Genomic DNA, 21170 nt, shown 5'->3' on the forward strand with positions numbered 1-21170 from the left:
CCGTGAACTCTCACCTGCGCTGGCCTCCGCACTTCTGCGGGACTTCGGTCCGGACTGCAGCTGACGAGTCAGCGGGCAGGACGGTACGACCGGCGGTCTTGGGTACTGGAACAGGTTACGTGACGCGGGCGCGTGGACCAAATCCGGCCCGACGGCGCCGCTCGGCACCCGCCGCCAGGTCGCGGAGGAGGAACCTCGGCCGAGGTCCACCCGCCCTCAGACGACGAGCGGGCCGAAGCAGACCAGGGGCACGGGCTCGTCCTCGTGAGCGATCGCGGACGCGAGGGCGTCGCCCGGCGTCGCCCCGGACCGCAGCCTGCCGTGGAACTCGGGCATGACGCGCGCGGCGACGTCGTCCCGCAGAGGGGCGACGCTCGAGACCACGGCCGCCGCCCCGAGCCGGAGCAGGACGCTCGTGAGCCCCAGGGGTTCACCACCGATCCGGACCGTGGACAGCCCCGCCTCGCAGGCCGAGAGGACGACCACGGCGCCGCGGAGGTCGACGCCGTCGAGCTCGTACGCGAACAGCGGGCCGTCCGCGAGCCGCAGCGAGGAGAACAACGGGTTGTCGGTCTCGTGCCGTCCGTGGGTCGCGAGGTGGACGACCGCCGCGGACGGCAGCTTCTCGACCGTGGCCGAGCACGTGGCCTCCTCGCCGGACAGGACGGTCGCGCGTTCCCACGTCTGCGCGACGGCCTCCGCCTCGGACACCGCGGCCCGCAGTCCCGGGCCGGCCACCACGACGACGTCGGGCTTGGCCTGCTCGACCGTCGCCTCCTGCAGGTCGATCCACGAGTTGACCCACGTCCGACGTCCCGCACGCGAGGGCAGCGAGGACCACGGCACGGCGAGCAGCAGGTCCCGTGCGGCGACGTGCAGGTCACCCTGCGCGTCGATCGGCGCCAGGACCTCACGGTCCAACCACGCCAGGCTCCGGTCCAGCGACGCCCGCGCGGCGGCCCGCATGGGCGCCGGGATCAGACCGTTCGACAGGACGTCGAGGTCCGCGCGCGTGCGCCGGATGCGCTCGGCGACCTCCACCATGGGGGCCAGCCGGATCATGCTCAGCCCCGAGGCGTCCGCACGCAGGACGCGCAGCGTCTCGTCGGCGACGACGAAGTCCGCGACGACCGTCGACGGGTTCGCCGACGACAGGGCACTGCGCAGTCGACGCGCCGTGACCGCGGTCGGCGTCGCCGCTCCCCCGCCGTCCTGCCAGGCCCGACGCCGCGCGGCCTCCTGCAACCGTCGAGCCTCGTTCAGGTGCGCGCGCCGGCGTTCGAGCCGTTCACCCGAGGGGTTCGCTCCCAGGAGCCTCGCCGACTCGATCTCCTTGCGCGCACGCGTGAGGAGATCGGCGGACTCGACGTCGGACGGCGGCACGACCCTGCCGCTGCCCGCGACCGTCGCGCGTCCACGCTCGACGGCGTCGAGGAGGGCCGCCGCCCGGCCCGTACGGAGGGCCGCGGCCACGTCCACGTGTCCCAGACGTACCCCGTGGACCGCGGAGGCCGTCACGGCGTCGACCGACCCCAGTCCCTCACGGTGCTCGGCCAGCATGCGCTGCCCCTTGCGCACCGCGCGGAGCGCGGCCGCGCGGTCCCCGCTGTCGAACGCGAGCTGAGCCGCCACGGCCTGGTGCTGCAGCCGGAGCGGGAGGGCCACGCGCCCGAGGTGCCCGGGAACGCGTGCGAGGACCTCGCGCGCACCCGCCGGGTCCGTCGCCGCGAGGAGCCACTCGGCGGCGAGCAGCTGAGCCGGCACCGTCACCCCGCGTCCACCGGCCTCGCCGAGCGCGGCCCCCACGTCCGCAAGCGCGAGCGCGCGGGCGGCCCGACGGCGTGCCACGCCCACCGAGACACCGGCCGAGCGGTCCTCGGCGAGCCGTGCCTGGAGCTCGGCGACCCGTGCCCGGGCGGCCCAGGGGTCGTTGCCGATCCGGTCGAACCGGGCCGCGGCAGCGCGGGCCTGACGCTGCGCCTCGCTGTAGCGGCGAAGCCCGACGAGGCACTGCGCGCGCAACAGCTCGACCTCGGCGACGTCCCTGACCATCCTGTTGCGGGCGAGGTGCTCGCGCGCCTCGGCGAGCGTCGCGTCCGCGTCGGAGAGCAGTCCTGCCTCGAGGAGCACCTGCGCCTTGTCGATGAGGCCGACCGAGGCGTGCCGGTCGGGCGCGCCACGCTCGGCCTCCTCCATGGCCCGCAGGGCGGTCGGCAGGTCACCCCCGAGGTACTTCGCGTAGCCGAGGTTGTGCTGCGCCTTGGACGCAAGCAGCGGGTCCCCCATGACCTCCGCGCGACGAACCACCTCGGCGAGGTCGGCCTCGGCCCGATCGAGGTTGCCCAGCTCGAGGTGCAGCGAACCACGGTTGAGGAGGAGGACGGCGGCGTCGAGCGGCCTCGCCACGTCGATGAACCGAGCGGCGGCGTCCATCTCCTCGACCGCCTCGACGACCCGCCCGGTGCGCAGCCGGAGCAGGCCCCGCTGACCGCCGACCACGAGCTGCAGGTCCTCGGGCCCGTGGGCCTCGACCCACGCCTGGGCCTCCTCGAGCAGCTCGAGCGAACGATCGACGTCGCCCTCGTACTCGAACCGGGAGATCGCCAGACCGATCAGCCCACGGACGTGGGCATAGCTGTTGTCCGGGTCGTCCACGAAGGCCGGCTCCTCGAGGTCCGCGAGGATGGCGCGGAAGAGCTGCGCCGCCCTGGCATGACGGCCCCGCGCGTTGGTCGCCGACGCGTGCTCCAGGCGCGCGCGCAGGGTCCGGTCACCGCTGCGCGCCACGCCGTCACCTCATTTCGTGGTCACCTCCGTGGGGACCAGTCCAGTGGCCAGGGTAATGGACTGCCACAGCCACGCGCAGCGTCCTGGGGCTCCTTCACCCGGCACCACGGCGCTCGGCGACGTCGGGTCGGCTGCGGCGTCGTCCAGCAGGTACGACGCGAGCTCGCCGGCCAGCACCGGCGCCGCGAACGACGTACCGCTCCAGCTCGCGAACCCACCCTGGAACCCCTCCGGGTCGATCGTGGCCCGGTTGCCCTCCGACCAGAGCTCCTTGAGCCAGCGGCTGGGGGCCACCGCACCGTCCATGGTCGTCGGCGCCGTGGACACGAGAGCCGACCCAGGACGTACGCACGTGACCCACGGCCCGTCGTTGCTGAACAGGGCGGTCGTCCCGTCCGGGTTCTGCGCCCCGACCGTGAGCACGGGCGGCTCGTCGCGCAGGAGCGCGACTCCCGGCAGCGGTACGGGCGGCGTCTGCCGCCGGTCGATCCGCGGCGCGAACGCCGCGGGGTAGCTCGGCCTGGTCTGCCCGTCGTTCCCGGACGAGACGACGACCAGCACCCCGTAGCGCCGCAGCGCCCGCAGGACCGTGCCGAAGGGAGCGTCGAAGTCCGCGTCCTCGGGGCGCTCGTGGTAGTACCCGAGCGAGAGGACCAGGACGTCGATCGGAGCGTAGCCGTCCCGCCCGACGAGTCCGAGCACGTGCCACAGAAGCACGCGACGCAGAGAGCGCAGGAGGTCCCGCTCCGGGATGACCCCGGCGCCACCGTAGAGACGGGGGGCCAGGATGAGCGCGTCGGGGCACTTCTGGTGGACAAGGCCCGCGATGAAGGTGCCGTGCCCGGCGACCGGGTCCAGCGGACCGGTCAAGGGAGAGATCGACACACCGCCGATCTCGGGGTCCTCGTAGTCGTACTCGGTCTCCGGGAGGACGGACAGCGGCTCCCCGAGGAGCTCGGGGTCTCGCACGACGATCGTCCCGCGCGAGTCGGGGGCGGCGTCGAACCAGGGATGGGCGCCCACCCCCGTGTCCAGGACCGCCACGACGGGTCGGCGGGTCCCGTCCGCCCCCGTGAAGTCGTCGGCACCGACCGCAAGGCGTCGTGCGGGGACCGGACCGACCCAGTTCACGGGCGTCCGGCCACCCGAGCCCGGATTCGCGTACTCGGCCGTCCCCGTGACCGGGAAGGGCTGCGTGTACGGGAAAGGCTGCGTGTACGGGAAGGGTTGGGTGTAGGGGAACGGCTGGGTGTACGGGAAGGGCTGCGTGTAGGGGAACGGCTGCGTGTACGGCTGGCCGCCGATGGCTGGACCCGCCGCCGGCGCGATCATGTGGTCGAGCCCCACCCGTGGGCTGCACTTGTCGTCGGGACACAAGCGTCCACCGAGCTTCTCGATGACCTTCCAGGCGTCGGGGAGCTCACCCTCGCTGCCGCCCTTCTGCCGCAGCCGCGCCGACAGCCCGAAGACACGTCGCAGGTCGCGGGTCGTCTCCGGGTCGAGCCCTGCCCGGGTGATGAGCTCGGCGTCGCTCCTGCTGGTCTCCTCGACCTCGACCGTCAGGTCGAACTTCGCCGCGGCCTCCTCGAGCCAGCGCAACGAGCGGTTGCCGGTCAGGTCGTCCGGCGACTCGGGCACCAGGACCCGGTCCCCCACGTACCAGGTGGGGTGCGGGGAGGACTGCCCTGCCCGCCGGGGTGCGGTGATCGGGTCGAGCGTCCGCGTCCGCCACTGCAGCCGGTTCGGCCGGTCGCCGAAGGGGCGCCCGCCCTGCGGGACCGGCGGCGTGGCCGACTGCTCAGGGGTCTCACTCATCGGTGCTCCAATGCACGAAGGGGACTGCCGTCAGGTCGATCGGCCCGACGCTCCGAGAATTCCGAGAAGGACGGCTAGAGCTCGATGATCGGCGTCGTCACGGCGTCGCCGTCGGCGCCGGGGGCACGGAGCAGCAGGCTCGCAGGCCCGGGCCCGACGGCGTCGAAGACGAACCGGCCGTCCTCGTCGGCGACGGTCGAGACCATCCCGTCCGGTCGGTGCAGCTCGACCGTCAGCTCTCCGGCCGGCGCGGCCCAGCCGTCGATCCGGATCCGGCCGTCGTCACGAGCGGACAGCGTGATCATGACGGTGAGCGACTCGGCCGTGAACGTGATGGTGCGCGCCTCGATCGGCGGCGCCTCACCTCGGACCGACATCTCCGGCACACGGACGTACTCAAGCTCCATGACCTCGGCTTCCAGTCCTGCGAGCGTGATCGCGAACAGCGACCGCTCGACGAGCCCGTCGGGCACCGGGTCGAGCGTCGCGTGGATGCGGGCGAGATCCGCCAGGATCTCGAGGTCCACTGCGTCCAGCGGTTCCTCGGGGCTGTACCCCAACGGTGCGCTCATGATGTTTCCCATGTCCTGTCCCCCTGCTCGCTCTCGATGATGTCGCGGAGCTTTGCCAAGCACCGCCCACGGTTGGACCCGATGCTGCCCACCGGCATGCCGATGGCGCTCGAGATGTACTTGTAGTCGGGTCGGTCCGCCAACGAGATCAGCCGGAGCAGCTGCTGACAGCGCTCCGGCAGCCGGAGGACGGCGCGCCACAGGTGGCGGTCGCGCTCCACGTCGAGGACCTGGGCCTCGGGGGTGGGGTCGGAAGAGGGCAGCGTGCCCGTGGGCCCGTCGAGCATGTCGTCGGGCAGCTCGGTCCTGCGCTTCTGGTCGTCACGCTGCTTGCGGACGGCCTCCCAGGCGCCGCGCTTGGCGGTCACGAGGAGCCACTTGAGCACGGCGTGCGGCTCCTGGATGGTGTGCGCGTTGCGCACCAGGGCCATCCAGGTGTTCTGGACGATGTCGTCGGCCTGCTCGCGGACGACTCCCTGAGCCCTGACCGTGTGCCACAGCAACGGCGTGGCCTCTCGCACGAAGTCGGCCAGTGCCTGGTGCTTGCCCTCGCGGTAGTCGAGCAGCGCGGCCGCGGCACGATCTCCGAGACTCACCTCCGGCTCGTCGACTTCCGGGACGTCCTCGGTGATCCGTGTCATGGCTGGGTGCGCCGTCTGCTCTCGGTCGTGCGCGGGTGAATCGGGGGAACCCGATTCTAGAGGCGTCTGCCCAGGTGGGACAAGCATTTCTGCCACGACAGGACCTCCCTTCACCCCATGCTCGGAGACGCTCGACTCGGCGGGCCGATGGTGCACCGGACCCCTTCCTGCCGGGAGAGAGGGACCGGCGACGCGTTTGATACATGCTCGCGAGACGTCTCTCGGGCATCGGCCCCGACGACCTCGGCGACCTCCTGCACGCGACCCGGGCGACACCGTCGGGCCGCGAGATCTCGCGTGTACGGGTACGCGACCCGTAGGGGGATCCCCGTACCGCCCGCGCGCGGAGAAATGGTGAAACCCCTCATCACAGGCGTGACGTGGCTCACGTAGCGTCGGCATGGCCGACCTTGATCGGCCACTCGGACGGTCCTGGTGAGACGACGACGTCCCGGACCCCTGCTAGAGGAGCACCACGTGAGAACCCATCGTCACCCCGCCGACGGCACGCGCCGTCCGGCCCGCCTGCTCGCGGCCCTGACCGCAGCCACGGTCGCCCTCGGCGGCCTCGCGCTCGCCGGCACGAGCGCCCAGGCCGCCCCGCAGCCCGCAGCGCAGCCCACGACCGTCGCGGCCGCGCCCGCCCCGGGCCACCAGTGGCTCACGGGCTACTGGCACAACTTCAACAACGGCTCGGTCGTCATGCCGCTCAGCGACATCCCGCCCGCCTACAACCTGGTCGCCGTCGCGTTCGCCGACAACCTGACCGGCACCCCCGGCGGCATCACGTTCAACCTCTCGACGGCCGAGCTGAACGGGTACACCGTGCCCCAGTTCAAGGCCGACATCGCAGCGATCCGGGCCCAGGGCCGCAAGGTCATCCTGTCGGTCGGCGGCGAGAAGGGGAACGTCATCGTCTCCAACGCGACCGAGGCGAAGAACTTCGCCGACACCGCGTACGCCCTCATGCAGGAGTACGGCTTCGACGGCGTCGACATCGATCTCGAGCACGGCATCAACGCCACCTACATGTCGAGCGCGCTGCACCAGCTCTCGGCCAAGGCCGGCCCGAACCTCATCATCGCGATGGCCCCCCAGACCATCGACTACCAGGCGACCTCGATGGGCTACTACCAGCTCACGCTCGCCATCAAGGACATCCTGACGATCGTCAACACCCAGTACTACAACTCGGGCGCGATGATGGGCTGCAACCAGCAGGTCTACAGCCAGGGCAGCGTCGACTTCCTCACGGCGCTCAGCTGCATCCAGCTCCAGATGGGCCTGCGCCCCGACCAGGTCGGCATCGGAGTCCCCGCGGTCCAGGCAGCGGCCGGCGGCGGGTACCAGCCCATCGCCAACGTCATCAAGGCCGTCGACTGCCTCGAGACCGGCACGAACTGCGGCGCCTTCAAGCCCGCGACGCCCTACGGCAAGATCGGCGGCGTCATGACCTGGTCGATCAACTGGGACAAGAAGAACAACTACGCGCTCGCGACGGCCGTCGGTGCGCGTCTGGGCACGGGCTCCGGCGGAGGGACCACGGGCGGCACGACCGGTGGCACGACCGGTGGCACCACGGGCGGCACGACCGGGGGCACCACCGGCGGTACGACCGGCGGGACCACCGGCGGCACCACGGGCGGGACCACCGGCGGCACCACCGGCGGCACCACCGGCGGCACCACGGGCGGGACCACCGGCGGCACCACGGGCGGAACGACGGGCGCCACCTGCGCGGCCGCCCCCTGGAGCTCGACGACCATCTACACCGGCGGCAACACCGTCTCCCACAACGGCCGCACGTGGCAGGCCAAGTGGTGGACCCGCGGCGACGCCCCCACCCCGAGCGACTGGGGCGTGTGGAAGGACCTCGGCGCCTGCTGAGACCGCCACCAGGCGACGCACGACCAGAGCCGCTCGGCTCTCCGCTCCTCCCAGGGAGTGGAGAGCCGAGCGGCTCTGTGCTGCGCGCGGAGCCCTGGCCCGTGGGCCGGGCCACTCGCGCTCGGCGGTCAGTCGACGGGGAAGAGCGACATCGTCAGCGTCGCACCGTACGCACCCGGCGCCGTGTCGGCCGGGAGCTCGAGAGCGAGGTCGGCCGTGACGTCGGACGTGCCCGTGCGACCGATCGCGTCGGCGCCGGCGAGGGTCTGCGGGACCGACAGGCCCGCTCCCCCACCCAGCGCCGAGGAGACGCGCTGCCCGACGACGACGCCCGGCTTGGCCAGCACCAGGCGAGGCGTCCAGCCGAGCTGCTCGGCACCGAACGTCGTCGCCCCCGTGGAGAACGCGGTCGACTGCCCGGACACGGCCCATCCCGCGGCCTCGAGGCGGGTGTCGGAGACGCTCACGACGGGCAGAGCCGCGGTGTAGGTCAGGTGGTCACCATCGAGACCGCCCGCGAGCGTCACGGGTGCGCCGTCGCTCGCCACCGTCATCGAGAGCCTGCCCTCGACGACGGGCTCCTCGACGACCGCCTGGAGCGCGACGCCCTCCGAACCAGCAGGGTCGGTCCCGCCGAGCGCTGCGAAGCGCACCTGGTCGAGGGCCCAGAACCAGTCGTTGGTCCCGCTGTAGTGGAAGCGGTACTGCACGGTCCTCGTCCCGGCCGGGACGTCCGTCACGATCGTGCGCTTCCCGTTGTCGCTCGCAGGGAACGCAGCCACCTGGACGGGTGCACCGCCGTCGAAGCTCACGAGCACCTCGGCGACCTGCGCACGGTCGTGGCGGTAGGAGTGCTCGAAGCTCAGCACGGCCTGCTCCTTGCCCGCGACCGCGTACGCCGGCGTGACGAGCGTCGAGTCGAACTTCCCCGCGCCGTGGCTCGTGTCGTCCCACTCGTCCGAGTCCGCGACCGCGATCACGTCCCGTCCGCGCGTGAAGTTCTCGCGCGCCTGCCCCGGCTCCGCCGCGGACCAGAAGGTCTGCGTCGTGAACGACCAGCCGCGCCACTCGGTCACACCACCTGACGGCATGACCGAGTTGTCCACGCTCCAGCCGGACGGCGGCGTGGTCGTGAAGCCGAGCGTCCCCGCGGGGACACCCGTCTCGTCGACGCGCGCCGAGAGCGCGGGGCGCAGGCTGTCGAAGTCGTCCGTGACGTCGTCACCGATGGGGGTGCCGTCGAGGCCCCACGCCGGGTCCACCGCGACACCCGCCTGACGGATGACCGTCGGAGCGATGTCGGTGATCGCGAGGTTCTCCTGCCTGCCTCGCGCCTCGATGCCGTCACCCGCCGCGACGACGAACGTCGCACGCTCGGTCTGGGCCCTTCCGCCGTGACCACCCGTGGGAAGGTGCCCGTGGTCGGCCGTCACGATGACGTTCCAGCTCTCGGCCGCGCGGGAGGGGCGCCCCTCGATCGCGGCGAGGATCCGCCCGATACGGGCGTCCTGCACCTCGAGCTCGGCCGTGTACTGCGCCGCGTCCGCGCCGTGACCGTGGCCCGCGCCGTCGATGTCGTCGAGGTGGATGAAGCTCACGTCCGGGTCCTGCGTCCCGAGGTAGGTGATCGCGGCCTGCTCGGTCGTGACGTCCGAGCCTGTCGCGAGGCGCAGGTCGACCCCGGCCGAGACGATGTCCCCGTTGCTCGCCGACGACGTGATCGGCGCCCAGGTCGAGGCCGCGAAGGTCGCGATGCTCGGGTCGACCTGCTCGAGACGGTCGAGGAAGCTCGGGTACTGCGCGTAGTTCTTGCCGGCGAACGAGTTGTCCCGGACGTTGTGCTTGTCCGTCCACACGCCCGTGAGGATCGTCGACCAGCCCGCGCCCGACACCGTCTGGGCCCCGCGCTGGCTCACCTCCGCCGCGTCGCTCGTGGCGTACAGGAGGCTGTGCCCGTACGTCCCGCGCTGCATGAGCGCGTGCAGGTTCGGGGTCGAGGCCGCCTCGATCTTGTCGAGCCGTGCGCCGTCCAGGCCGATCACGAGCGTCTTGTCCGTACGAGTTCCCTGCAGGACGGGGGCTTCTGCCTCTGCCGCGATTGCGGCCGCCGGCACGAGGAACGTCCCCGCCGCCAGGCTCCCGGCGAGTGCCAGGTGTGCGATCTTGCGCATGTCCAACCCTTCAGTCGTCATGGTGCACGTCATGGATGTGATGTCCGGACGGCGTCGCGAGACTCACTTGTCCAGACAGGCATCACTCTGACCGCGCCAAGCAGACCGGTGATGAACCGGGACGATCGGGACAGTGAACGTCTCCGGCCAGCGCCAGGCGGATCACGTCACCGGAGGAACGAACAGGGCATATCGCCGCGTCGACGTCAGGCCCTCGACGCACGGCGGACCACGCGCAGGACCCCAGGACGACAAAAGCCCGACGGCGCCCCTCCCCGTGAAGGGGAGAGACGCCGTCGGGCAGAAGAACGAGGCGATCAGGCCGCGTCGTCCTCCAGGAGCTTCGAGACCTTCGACTGGTCCAGCGGGATGCCGGGGCCCATCGTGGTCGAGAGCGTCGCCTTGGTGATGTAGCGGCCCTTCGAGGAGGACGGCTTCAGACGCAGGACCTCTTCGATCGCTGCGGCGTAGTTCTCCACGAGCGCCTTCTCGTCGAACGAGACCTTGCCGATGATGAAGTGGAGGTTCGCGTGCTTGTCGACGCGGAACTCGATCTTTCCGCCCTTGATGTCCTCGACGGCCTTCGCGACGTCCATCGTGACGGTGCCGGTCTTCGGGTTCGGCATCAGACCACGGGGGCCGAGGACCTTACCGAGACGACCGACCTTGCCCATGAGGTCCGGGGTCGCGACAGCGGAGTCGAAGTCCGTGAAGCCTGCGGCCACCTTCTCGATGAGCTCGTCGCCACCGACGATGTCGGCGCCGGCCGCACGAGCCTGCTCCGCCTTCTCGCCGTTCGCGAAGACCAGGACGCGGGCGGTCTTGCCCGTGCCGTGGGGGAGGTTGACCGTGCCACGGACCATCTGGTCCGCCTTGCGGGGGTCGACACCGAGACGGAAGGCGACCTCGACGGTCGCGTCGTACTTGGTGGGCGAGGTCTCCTTGGCCAGGCGGACGGCCTGGAGCGGGGAGTAGAGCTCGTCGTGGTCGATCTTCTCCGCTGCGGCGCGGTACGCCTTGCTGCGCGTTGCCATCTGCTTCTCCTTCTCGAGCAGTCGTGGTCGACGGGTCCGCGCGGACCCTGCCACTGTCCCGGCGGGCGAACCCGCCGGGACCTGATGAATCATGACTGGTCGGCGAAAAGGCCGACCGGAGGACCGGTCAGGACCGGTCCGGAGGGGGTGGTGCTCAGCCCTCGACCGTGATGCCCATCGAACGGGCGGTGCCCGCGATGATGAGCGCCGCGGCGTCGAGGTCGTTCGCGTTGAGGTCCTCGAGCTTGGTCTGAGCGATCTCGCGCACCTGGGCGGAGGTCAGCTTCGCGACCTTGACCGTGTGCGGCGTGGGCGATCCCTTGTCGACGCCGGCGGCCTGCTTGATGAGCTCGGCTGCCGGGGGCGTCTTGGTGATGAAGGTGAACGAGCGGTCCTCGTACACCGTGATCTCCACGGGGATGACGTTGCCGCGCTGCGACTCGGTCTGGGCGTTGTACGCCTTGCAGAACTCCATGATGTTGACGCCGTGCTGACCGAGCGCGGGGCCGATCGGCGGGGCGGGAGTTGCGGCGCCGGCCTTGATCTGGAGCTTGATCAGCCCAGAGACCTTCTTCTTGGGAGGCATGAGAATCCGTGCTTTCTGTGTCTGGGCCGACGCCGTGGGCGATGACCCGGTTGCAGGTGCTGTCGAGCAGGGTCAGATCTTGGCGACCTGGTTGAACGACAGCTCGACCGGGGTCTCCCGGCCGAAGATGGAGACGAGGACCTTGAGCTTCTGACCCTCGGCGTTGATCTCGGAGATCGTCGCGGGGAGCGTGTCGAAGGGGCCGTCGGTGACCGTGACCGACTCGCCGACCTGGAAGTCGACCTCGAACGGCGCCCGGGCGGTCGCGGCAGGCTTGCCCGCCTCGGCCTTGGGCTCGATCGTCGGGGCCAGCATCGAGAAGACCTCGTCGTGCGTCAGCGGCACGGGCTGGTGGGTGTGCCCCACGAAGCCGGTGACGCCGGGCGTGTGGCGCACCGCGCCCCACGACTCGTCGGTCAGGTCCATGCGCACCAGGACGTAGCCGGGGATGCGGACGCGACGGACGATCTTCTTCTGCGCGTTCTTGATCTCCGCGACCTCTTCCATGGGGACCTCGATCTGGAAGATGAAGTCCTCCATGTTCAGGCTCTGGATGCGGTTCTCCAGGTTGGCCTTCACACGGTTCTCGTAGCCCGCGTAGGAGTGGATGACAAACCAGTCACCGGGCTTGGTGCGCAGGTCCTTCTTGAACTCCTCGACCGGGTCGAGGTCGTCGAGGACGTCGCCGTCCTCGTCGACGCGGGACTCGTCGTCAGCCTCGGCCGACTCCTCGTCCTGCACCTCGGTGTCCGGGGTGTCCTGCGCCTCGACGTCCGCCTCGACCTCGTCGATGGCAGCCTCGGGCGCGTCGAGCTCGGCCTCGGCGCCTTCGGCGACGGGCTCGGTGGGATCGACGTTCTCCGCCTGGTCCAGCGACTCCTGGGACACGAACGAACCTGCTTTCTGCTGACTACGCGAACATGCAACTGACGGGACCGGTACCGGTCCATACGCTCCGGGCGCACACTGCTCCGGTGCCGCGAACAGCTCGCGGCACGGGGCGCCCTCCGGGGATCAGCCCCCGAAGACCCACAGGACGGCCTGGCCGATCCCGTAGTCGAGCACCGTCACGAACGCCATGACCACGGCCACGAAGACGAGGACGACGGTGGTGTAGGTGATCAGCTCGGAACGAGTGGGGGTGACGACCTTCTTGAGCTCGGCGATCACCTGGCGGACGAAGAGCGCGATGCGCGAGAAGATGTTGCCCTTCTTCGCGTCGCTCTTCTTCTTGTCACCGCCGGCGCGCACGCCTTCAGCACCCAACGCCTCTGATGGCGATTCGCTCACTGTTCATCCCCACTACGTGACGTTGAAACCGAAACCGATGCTGACCTCTCGTGGTGTAACCCGTTGCCGGACTACGCGCACGCCCCGGGAGGGACGACGCCTTGCAGGGCAGACAGGGCTCGAACCTGCAACCTGCGGTTTTGGAGACCGCTGCGCTACCAATTGCGCCACTGCCCTTCGTGATCGGCGTCACCCCGAGAACCTGCCGTACAGGCAGAGAACATCGGGTGGACACCTGCCACCGAAGGAATACTGTACGCGAACCGAGCCCCGTGGTCGAACCGGCCTCATGAGGCGACGTCCGCCGCCCGGTCCGGTCGGCCGACGGCCGGGCCCGCGTGAGCACCCCGCACCCCTCGCGACCCCGATCCGGGACGGACCGCGCCTCGAGTCGCACGGTGCGCACGGCGAGCTTCCTTCAGCTCCAGGGTAGCGGAGGGTGGCCGCGGCGACCGGCGACCGCGACCGCACCCACCTCCGCCGGAGACTCACCGAGCCTCCACACGATCTCCTCGCCATACTTGCCCCGAGCGCTCGCGCACCCGCGCGGGCCGATCGGGACGAGAGGCCGACATGTCGGATGCCGCGGTCGTACGCCGTACCCCCCTCGAGCGCATGCTCGACGGGATCGAGCGGGTCGGGAACAAGGTCCCGCACCCCGCCATCATCTTCCTGGGCCTCATCGCCCTGATCATCCTGCTCTCGCACGCCTTCTACCTCGCCGGGACCTCGGTCACGTTCGACCAGGCGCAGGTCGCCGAGCAGGTCGAGCCGAGCGGCGAGGAGCTCGTCGGGGACGCGCCCTACCAGAGCGAGGACCCGCAGGTCGAGCAGGTCACGGTCTCCGTGGAGTCCCTCCTGAGCGCCGACGGGATCCGGTTCATCTTCACGTCGCCCGTGGAGAACTTCAACGGGTTCGGGGTCGTCGGCGTGATCGTGGTCGCCATGATCGGCGTGGGCCTCGCCGAGGAGGTCGGCCTGATCGGCGCCTTCATCAAGCGCCTCGTCAAGGTCACCCCGGCGCGCTTCATCACGCTCATCGTGGTGTTCCTGGGTGTCCTGTCCTCGATCGCGACCGACGCCGGCTACCTGGTCCTCATCCCGCTGGCCGCGGCGGTGTTCCACACGCTCGGCCGACATCCGCTCGCGGGCCTGGCGGCCGCGTTCGCGGGCGTGGGCGGCGGGTTCGGCGTCAACCTGCTCATCACCCCGATCGACGGGATGCTCGCCGAGATCACCAACGAGTCGATCGCCGACCCCGCGCAGCACGTCTCGATCACGGGAAACCTCTACTTCGCGATCGTCTCGACCCTCGTGGTGACCCTGGTCGCGACGCTCGTGACCGAGAAGTTCGTCGAGCCACGCCTGGGCACCTACCGCGAGGACGAGGCCCCGGCGGCCGACGACCACGACTCGGGCGGCGCGGCAGCGCCCGCTCCGTCGGGCGAGCTGACCACCGCGGAGAAGCGTGGGCTCAAGTGGTCCGGGTTCGGCCTGATCGGCGTCACGGCGCTCGTGCTGCTGCTGACGCTCCCGTCCTGGGGACCGTTGCGCAACCCCGAGACCGGCAGCCTGATCGAGGGCTCGCCCCTCATGGGCAGCATCATCTTCCTGATCCTGATCTACTTCTTCGTCATGGGCCTGTGCTACGGCAAGGGCGCGGGGACGATCACGAACAGCATGGACGTCATCAACCCCATGACGAAGACCATCGCGGGCCTGTCCGGTCTGATCTTCCTGCTGCTGATCATCAGCCAGTTCATCGCCTACTTCAACTACTCGAACCTGGGCACGGTCGCTGCCGTCAACATGGCCGACGCCCTGGAGCAGGCGAACCTCGGGACGGTCCCCCTCATCATCGGGCTCATCGCGATGACGGCCGTGATCGACATCTTCATCGGCGGGGTCGTGCCCAAGTGGGCCATCTTCGCCCCGATCTTCGTACCGTTGTTCATCCAGCTCGGCATCTCGCCCGACCTCGCCGTCGCGGCCTACCGCGTGGGCGACTCCCCCATCAACGTGGCCACGCCGCTCATGCCGTACTTCGCGCTCATCGTCATCTTCGCCGAGCGGTACCGCAAGAAGGTCGGCGTGGGATCGATCATCTCGCTCATGCTGCCCTACACGGTCGCGCTCCTGCTCGTGTGGACGGCGCTGCTGGTCGGCTGGTACCTGCTGGGTCTCCCGCTGGGCCCGGGGGCGGAGATCTACCTGCAGTGAGGCGCGGGGCCCGACGGCGGAGCGTGCGTCGTCGGGCCCGGCTCCCCGCTCCCCCGGCGCGCCCGCCCGACGTGACGGGACGCGACCGGCCGGCGCGCGCGGAGCGGGACGCACGCTCCCCTCACGGCCGCCAGACCAGCGGCACGAGGAAGACCGCGACCACGAGGTACACCACGAGCACGGGCAGCCCGAGCCGCCAGTAGTCGCCGAACCGGTAGCCACCGGGCTCCATGACCATCATGTTGCCGGGCGTCGCGACGGGGGTCAGGAGCGCCGCCGCCGACGCGACCGCGACGCACATCAGGAGCGGCACGGGCGAGATCCCCAGCTCGGCGGCCATCGACCCCGCGATCGGGATCATGACGAGGGCGGTGGCCATGTTGCTGATGAGCTGGCCGAGGATCGCGCACAGCACGAAGATCCCCAGCAGCAGGAGCGTCAGCCCTCCTCCACCGACCAGGTCGATCAGCCCGGACGCGACGATCTCCGCGGCCCCCGTCGCCGTGATCGCGGTCGACAGCGGGATCATGCCCGCCACGAGGATCACGGTCGTGAGCGAGATGGACCGTTGCGCCTGTCGCGTCGTCACGACGCGCAGCAGGATCATCGCGATCGCCGCGCCGACGGCCGTGACTGCCGCGGGCAGCGCGTCCGTGGCGAGCCCGACCACCATGAGCGCGAGCACGACGACGGCCGGGACGACGCGCCGACCCAGGGGTGCGGCCTGACGGCGGATCGCGTCGGGGGTGTCGACCACGAGGACGTCCGGGTCGTCGGTGTGCCGGTCGAGCGCCTCCCACGTCCCCTGGAGCAGCAGGGCGTCCCCCGGGCGCAGCACGATCTCGTGCTCGTGCGGGTCGGCCGCCGGGCGGTTCTCCCCGTCGTCCGCGGGCTCGAGGACCTCCCCGAGCCGCTTCACGGCCAGGATCACGAGCTCGCCCGAGTCCGTGATCATGCCCGGGAAGACGCGCGCACCGATCAGGCCCGAGCGTGGGCGGACGATGACCTCGGCGACCCCGTGCTCACGCGAGACGAGACCGCAGACGACCTCCTCGCCGTCGGGCCCGGGCGAGGCCCCCACGAGACCGCGCGACGCCGCGAACGCCTCGACGCCCGCACGGCTCCCGCGCACCACGAGACGGCCGCCCGCCACGACCCCCGCAGACGGGCGGCCCGCGCCGTCCTGGACCGCGACCGCGTGCACCGCCCGGTCACCCGTGTCGATCGCGTCGGTCGCGACCCCGACGAGCGGCGAACCCGTCGGGACCTCGAGCCGCGCGATGACGCCCGACGGCGCGTACTCGCGCAGCAGCTCGGCCGGGAGCCCCGTGAGGTCGCGCGACAGCGAGCGAGCGCTGCGGTCGGGCAGCAGGCGCGGCCCCCACAGCACGCACACCACGATCGTGCCCGCCAGGAGCGGGAGCCCGACCAGCGCGAACTCGAAGAACCCCAGGCCGGTCCCCGTCTCCGCGAGCGCCGTCGCGGAGACGATCACGTTGACCGGCGTGCCCGTCAGCAGGAGGAGCGACCCGGCGTGCGCCCCGAACGCGAGCGGCAGCAGAAGCTGCGAGGGCGACCGCCCCAGACGGGTCGAGAGCACCACGACCATGGGGAACAGCGCCGCGACCGCACCGTTGGGCGTCACGAGGGCCGACAGCACGGCCGAGAGCACCAGCATGAGCACCATGAGCCGGGCCGGGCTCGTGCCGGCCCGGTCGATGAGCTGCTGCCCCGCCCAGGCCGTGATGCCGGCCGCGTCGAGCGCCTCGGCGACCACGAACAGTGCAGCGATGAGGACGACCGTCGGGGTGCCGAAGCCCGCGAGCGCCTCCTCGACCGTGAGGACTCCCGTGAGGTGGAGCGAGAGCGCGACGCCCAGGGCGACCACCGCGACCGGCAGCCGGTTCCACACGAACAGGACCACCGCGGCCGCGAGGACCGTCAGCGTGATCGCGGCGTCGCTCATGCGGCCGACAGTAGCGGCCGTGACCGGACGGGGCGCGGCAGGCACGCTCGTCCCCGGGCCGGGTCGGGGCGTCGCCCTCGGCGGTGCCCGGGCGTCCCCCTCGGGGTCCACCGGTCGGTGGACGCCCCGTCCACCCGACCGGTCGTCGCGCCGCACGGGCCCCGCCGACAAGGCTGGAGCCATGAGCAGAGACAGGACTCCTCCCCGAGCAGGAACGGGCTCCCCGGCCATCGAGGTCCGGGGGCTCACCAAGCGGTACGCGCAGCGCGGCGGCGTCGTGAAGCAGGCCGTCGACGGCCTGGACCTCACGGTCGAGCGCGGTGAGATCTTCGCGGTCCTCGGCCCCAACGGCGCGGGCAAGACCACGACGGTCGAGATCCTCGAAGGCTTCCGCAAGCGCGACGCCGGGCAGGTCCAGGTGCTGGGCGAGGACCCCGCGCTCGCCGGACGGGAGTGGCGCAGCCGGATCGGCGTCGTGCTGCAGGACTCGCGTGACCAGGCCGAGCTCACGGTGCGCGAGCTCGTGCACCACTTCGCGACGTTCTACCCGGCCCCCCGAGACCCCGAGGAGGTGATCGCCGCCGTCGGGCTGCAGGAGAAGGTGTCCACGCGCGCCCGCCAGCTCTCGGGCGGGCAGCGTCGCCGCCTCGACGTCGCGCTCGGGATCGTGGGCGACCCCGAGCTGCTGTTCCTCGACGAACCCACGACCGGGTTCGACCCGCAGGCTCGCCGCAGCTTCTGGGACCTCGTCCTGGCCCTGCGCGCGGGCGGCACCACGATCCTCCTGACGACCCACTACCTCGACGAGGCCGCGCACCTGGCCGACCGCGCCGCCGTCGTGCGGGACGGGAAGGTCGTCGCGCTCGGTGCGCCGGCCGACCTGGGTGGGCCGGACGCGCTGCGCCCCGTCGTGCGGTGGGAGGCGGACGGCGTCACGCACGCCGAGCGGACCGACCACTCGACCGCGCTGGTCACCTCGCTCGCGGCACGCCTGGCCGGACCCGACGGCGAGGTGCCCGGCCTGCGGGTGCTCCAGCCGAGCCTCGAGGACGTGTACCTCGAGCTCATCGGGGCCACGCCCACCGGGCCGTCCGCGCCGTCCGCGACCCCGCCGGCCTCCGTGCCGTCGCCCGACGCCTACCCGGCCGACCCCTCGTCCCCGTCCCTCACCCAGGAGGTCTCCCGATGAGCGCCCAGAGCGCCCCCACCCGTGAGCTGCCCGCCAGGCGGCCCCTGCCCGGCACCGTGAGGATCGGGCTGCGGCGGACCTGGATCGAGATGCTCGCGTTCCTGCGCGAGCGCGACGCGGTCGTCTTCATCCTGGCGTACCCGCTCATCATGATGGCGATCTTCGCGACGGTGTTCGGGCAGGAGGAACAGGGCAGTGCCGCAGGATCCGTGCCGTACGCGCAGTACTTCCTGCCGGGCATGGTCGCCACGGGCGTCATGCTCACGAGCTTCCAGAACCTCGCGATCTCGATCTCGGTCGAGCGCGACGACGGCACGCTCAAGCGCCTGCGGGCGACGCCCCTGCCCGCGACCTCCTACTTCCTGGGGAAGATCGGGCAGGTCCTGCTCGTCACGATCGTCCAGACCGCCGCCCTGCTGCTGCTCGCCACCACGGCGTTCGACGTCCCGATGCCGACCACCGCCGCGGCCTGGGCGACGTTCACGTGGGTGTTCGTGCTCGGCACCGCGACCGGCTCGGTGCTGGGCGTCGCGTTCTCCTCGGTCCCCCGCTCCGGGAAGTCCGTGAGCGCCGTCGTGGCCCCGATCGTCCTGGTGCTGCAGTTCATCTCGGGCGTGTTCTTCGCGTTCTTCGCCCTCCCCTCGTGGATGCAGCAGATCGCCTCGGTGTTCCCCCTCAAGTGGCTCGCGCAGGGCATGCGTTCGGTGTTCCTGCCGCCCGAGGCCGCGGCCCTCGAGCCGAGCGGGTCGTGGCAGCACGGCGCAACGGCTGCTGTACTGGTGGCGTGGCTCGTCGTGGGCCTCGTGGTAGGGGTCCGGACGTTCAGGTGGAGGCGGCGTGACGACGGCTGAGAGCCCGGTGGACCGGCCGGCGACGGAGCGCGCCGCAGGCGATCGCCCCGTGCACCCCGCCGCGGGCCAGGGCCCGTCGACCGGCTCCGCGCTGGACCGCTTCGAGTCCTCGTGGGACCACGTGGTCGTGTGGTGGGACGTGGGCTTCTACGTCGTGGTGCTCCTGAGCGCGGTCGCGCTGCTCCTGGCCGGGAACGAGCCCGACCGGCTCGCCGTGGCCCTGGGTGCGATCGGCGTGATCCTGCTCGCGTACACGTTCCTCGGCAGGCCGGCGGCGCGGAACCGCGACCAGCGCCTCGCGGTCACCTACCTGCTGATCCTGATCGTCGCGACCGACGTCGCCGTGATCCAGAACCAGCTCGGGACGTTCCTGCTGTTCGTCGCGTTCACCCAGATCTGGATGCTCTCGGAGCGCCGGTGGGTCAGCCTCGTGCTCTCGACCCTGCTCGCGGTCGGCACGACCCTCGCGCTCACGGCCGCGTCCGGGTTCTCCCGCGAGGCCCTCACGAGGGCCGCACCGCAGATGGGGGTCGCGCTCGCCTTCTCGATCCTGCTCGGGATCTGGGTCGGCCAGACGATGCTCCAGACCGCACGCCATGCCCAGCTCGTCGACGACCTCCACGCCGCGCAGGCAGAGCTCGGGACGGTCCACCACGCGGCCGGGGTCGCGGCCGAGCGCGAGCGCATGGCCCGCGAGATCCACGACACCCTGGCGCAGGGGTTCACGAGCGTCGTCATGCTCGCCCAGGCCGCGAGCGCCGACCTCGACCGCGACGACATCGCCGCGGCCCGGGACCGGCTCGCGCTCGTCGAGACGACGGCGCGCGACAACCTGGCCGATGCCCGGTCCCTCGTCACCGCGTTCTCCCCCGTGCCGTTGCAGGGCGCGACGCTCGTCGAGGCGATCGAGCGCCTGGCCGGCCGCTTCGAGGACGAGTCGGGGGTCGCGGTGACGCTGCGGCTGTCGGTCGTCCCGGGGCTGGGCAGCGCCGAGGACGTCGTCCTGCTGCGGTCCGCGCAGGAGGCCCTGGCCAACGTGCGCCGGCACGCGCAGGCGAGCTCCGTCGTCGTCTCCCTGGGCGAGGGGGCGGGGCCGGGCGGCCCGGAGAGGTCGGCACCCGACGGCGCCACGGTCGTCCTCGAGGTCACGGACGACGGTCGGGGGCTCGGACCGGGCGTCGTGGAAGGGTTCGGTCTGCGCGGCATGCGTGAACGCGTCGCCGAGGGCGAGGGCACGGTGCGCGTCCTGTCGCCCCCGGGTGGTGGGACGAGCGTCCGGGTCGAGCTGCCCGTGCCCGCCGACCACCCCGCCGGCGCCCCGCCCCAGCCCACCCCTCTCCCCCGGAGCCACCCGTGACCTCGACCGCCGACCGTCCGTCCTCCTCGCCCTCCCGCCCCAGGACGACCGTCTCGGCGACCGGGACCGGTGCGTCCTCGTCGGCTCCCCCGGTCCGCGTCCTCGTGGTCGACGACCACCCCGTGGTGCGCTCGGGGCTCGTCGGGATGCTCATGGCCGAGCCGGACCTCGTCGTCGTCGGCGAGGCGGGCGACGGCCGCGAGGGCGTGACGCTCGCGCGCGAGCTGGTCCCCGACGTCGTGCTCATGGACCTGCGCATGCCCGTGCTCGACGGCGTGGGCGCGACGACCGAGATCCTCGGCTCCTGCGCGCCGGGGGCCAGGCGCCCGCGCGTCGTCGTGCTCACGACGTACGAGACCGACACCGACATCCTGCGCGCGGTCGAGGCCGGCGCGACGGGCTACCTGCTCAAGGACACCCCGCGCGACGTGCTCGTCGCGGGCATCCGCGCCGCGGCCCGCGGCGAGACGGTCCTGGCGCCCACGGTCGCGACCCGGCTCGTGACGTCGGTGCGTGCCCCGGGCGAGCGCCTGACGGCGCGTGAGGCCCAGGTCCTCGCACTCGTCGCACGCGGGCTGAGCAACCCCGCGATCGGGCGTGAGCTGTTCATCTCCGAGGCCACGGTCAAGACGCACCTGCTGCGCGCCTTCGCCAAGCTCGGGGTCGACGACCGCACGCGCGCCGTGACCGTCGCGATCGAGCGGGGGATCCTGCCCGGGGCGTGATCTCACCCGGTCCGTGGCGGCCCCCGGGTCCGTGGTCGCGTGGCGCGAGCCCTCGGCCGGGACGGCCGGGGTGCGAGAC

Annotated in this window: 16 protein-coding genes and 1 tRNA gene; 6 read left to right on the forward strand and 11 right to left on the reverse strand. The window is 71.7% G+C overall.

Features of this window, described 5'->3' with window-relative positions:
- Nucleotides 1-216: 216 nt before the first annotated feature.
- The 4 genes from JOD49_RS20690 to JOD49_RS06345 form a co-directional block, all read right to left on the reverse strand.
- On the reverse strand, nucleotides 217-2787 hold the full coding sequence (locus JOD49_RS20690) for a CHAT domain-containing protein (protein WP_205306421.1): 2571 nt from the start codon (nucleotides 2785-2787) through the stop codon (nucleotides 217-219).
- Nucleotides 2788-2796: 9 nt separating this feature from the next.
- The gene (locus JOD49_RS06335) at nucleotides 2797-4602 is read right to left on the reverse strand and encodes a S8/S53 family peptidase (RefSeq protein WP_205306422.1); all 1806 of its coding nucleotides are present in this window, start codon (nucleotides 4600-4602) and stop codon (nucleotides 2797-2799) included.
- Between the two features lie 74 nt (nucleotides 4603-4676).
- The gene (locus tag JOD49_RS06340) at nucleotides 4677-5174 is read right to left on the reverse strand and encodes a peptidase associated/transthyretin-like domain-containing protein (RefSeq protein ID WP_205306423.1); all 498 of its coding nucleotides are present in this window, start codon (nucleotides 5172-5174) and stop codon (nucleotides 4677-4679) included.
- The gene (locus JOD49_RS06345) at nucleotides 5171-5770 is read right to left on the reverse strand and encodes an RNA polymerase sigma factor (RefSeq protein ID WP_307822419.1); all 600 of its coding nucleotides are present in this window, start codon (nucleotides 5768-5770) and stop codon (nucleotides 5171-5173) included. Before JOD49_RS06345 ends, JOD49_RS06340 begins: the two co-directional genes overlap by 4 nt.
- A gap of 522 nt (nucleotides 5771-6292) precedes the next feature.
- Between JOD49_RS06345 and JOD49_RS06350 the strand changes: the two genes are divergently transcribed.
- Nucleotides 6293-7702: a glycosyl hydrolase family 18 protein gene (locus JOD49_RS06350; RefSeq protein ID WP_205306425.1), complete on the forward strand. Its 1410-nt coding sequence runs from the start codon at nucleotides 6293-6295 to the stop codon at nucleotides 7700-7702.
- 128 nt (nucleotides 7703-7830) lie between these two features.
- Here JOD49_RS06350 and JOD49_RS06355 read toward each other — a convergent pair whose 3' ends face one another.
- The 6 genes from JOD49_RS06355 to JOD49_RS06380 all read right to left on the reverse strand — a co-directional run bounded on the left by JOD49_RS06355 (nucleotide 7831) and on the right by JOD49_RS06380 (nucleotide 12960).
- Nucleotides 7831-9873: an alkaline phosphatase family protein gene (locus tag JOD49_RS06355; protein ID WP_205306426.1), complete on the reverse strand. Its 2043-nt coding sequence runs from the start codon at nucleotides 9871-9873 to the stop codon at nucleotides 7831-7833.
- Nucleotides 9874-10190: 317 nt separating this feature from the next.
- Nucleotides 10191-10907 carry a 50S ribosomal protein L1 gene (gene rplA, locus JOD49_RS06360; protein WP_191791553.1) on the reverse strand — a complete coding sequence of 239 codons (717 nt, stop codon included), beginning with the start codon at nucleotides 10905-10907 and terminating at the stop codon, nucleotides 10191-10193.
- Nucleotides 10908-11061: 154 nt separating this feature from the next.
- Nucleotides 11062-11493 carry a 50S ribosomal protein L11 gene (gene rplK / locus JOD49_RS06365; RefSeq protein ID WP_205306427.1) on the reverse strand — a complete coding sequence of 144 codons (432 nt, stop codon included), beginning with the start codon at nucleotides 11491-11493 and terminating at the stop codon, nucleotides 11062-11064.
- A gap of 72 nt (nucleotides 11494-11565) precedes the next feature.
- Nucleotides 11566-12381, reverse strand: coding sequence for a transcription termination/antitermination protein NusG (gene nusG / locus JOD49_RS06370; protein WP_205306428.1), 816 nt, complete (start codon nucleotides 12379-12381; stop codon nucleotides 11566-11568).
- Between the two features lie 126 nt (nucleotides 12382-12507).
- A complete protein-coding gene (gene secE / locus JOD49_RS06375) occupies nucleotides 12508-12744 on the reverse strand; it encodes a preprotein translocase subunit SecE (protein WP_307822420.1) in 237 nt (78 codons plus the stop codon).
- Between the two features lie 143 nt (nucleotides 12745-12887).
- A tRNA-Trp gene (locus tag JOD49_RS06380) sits at nucleotides 12888-12960 on the reverse strand.
- Between the two features lie 396 nt (nucleotides 12961-13356).
- Here JOD49_RS06380 and JOD49_RS06385 point away from each other — a divergent pair.
- Complete coding sequence (locus JOD49_RS06385; RefSeq protein WP_205306430.1) at nucleotides 13357-15003, forward strand: AbgT family transporter; 1647 nt, start codon at nucleotides 13357-13359, stop codon at nucleotides 15001-15003.
- Nucleotides 15004-15124: 121 nt separating this feature from the next.
- Here JOD49_RS06385 and JOD49_RS06390 read toward each other — a convergent pair whose 3' ends face one another.
- Complete coding sequence (locus tag JOD49_RS06390) at nucleotides 15125-16969, reverse strand: SLC13 family permease (RefSeq protein ID WP_205306431.1); 1845 nt, start codon at nucleotides 16967-16969, stop codon at nucleotides 15125-15127.
- A gap of 181 nt (nucleotides 16970-17150) precedes the next feature.
- Between JOD49_RS06390 and JOD49_RS06395 the strand changes: the two genes are divergently transcribed.
- From JOD49_RS06395 to JOD49_RS06410, 4 genes are all read left to right on the forward strand, one after another.
- The gene (locus JOD49_RS06395; RefSeq protein WP_205306432.1) at nucleotides 17151-18158 is read left to right on the forward strand and encodes an ABC transporter ATP-binding protein; all 1008 of its coding nucleotides are present in this window, start codon (nucleotides 17151-17153) and stop codon (nucleotides 18156-18158) included.
- A complete protein-coding gene (locus JOD49_RS06400) occupies nucleotides 18155-19009 on the forward strand; it encodes an ABC transporter permease (protein ID WP_205306433.1) in 855 nt (284 codons plus the stop codon). Before JOD49_RS06395 ends, JOD49_RS06400 begins: the two co-directional genes overlap by 4 nt.
- Nucleotides 18996-20366, forward strand: coding sequence for a sensor histidine kinase (locus tag JOD49_RS06405; RefSeq protein ID WP_307822421.1), 1371 nt, complete (start codon nucleotides 18996-18998; stop codon nucleotides 20364-20366). Before JOD49_RS06400 ends, JOD49_RS06405 begins: the two co-directional genes overlap by 14 nt.
- A gap of 104 nt (nucleotides 20367-20470) precedes the next feature.
- Nucleotides 20471-21091: a response regulator gene (locus JOD49_RS06410; protein ID WP_307822680.1), complete on the forward strand. Its 621-nt coding sequence runs from the start codon at nucleotides 20471-20473 to the stop codon at nucleotides 21089-21091.
- Nucleotides 21092-21170: the final 79 nt, after the last annotated feature.

It is taken from the genome of Oerskovia jenensis, from assembly GCF_016907235.1.
GTDB classification, from domain to species: Bacteria; Actinomycetota; Actinomycetes; order Actinomycetales; family Cellulomonadaceae; genus Oerskovia; species Oerskovia jenensis.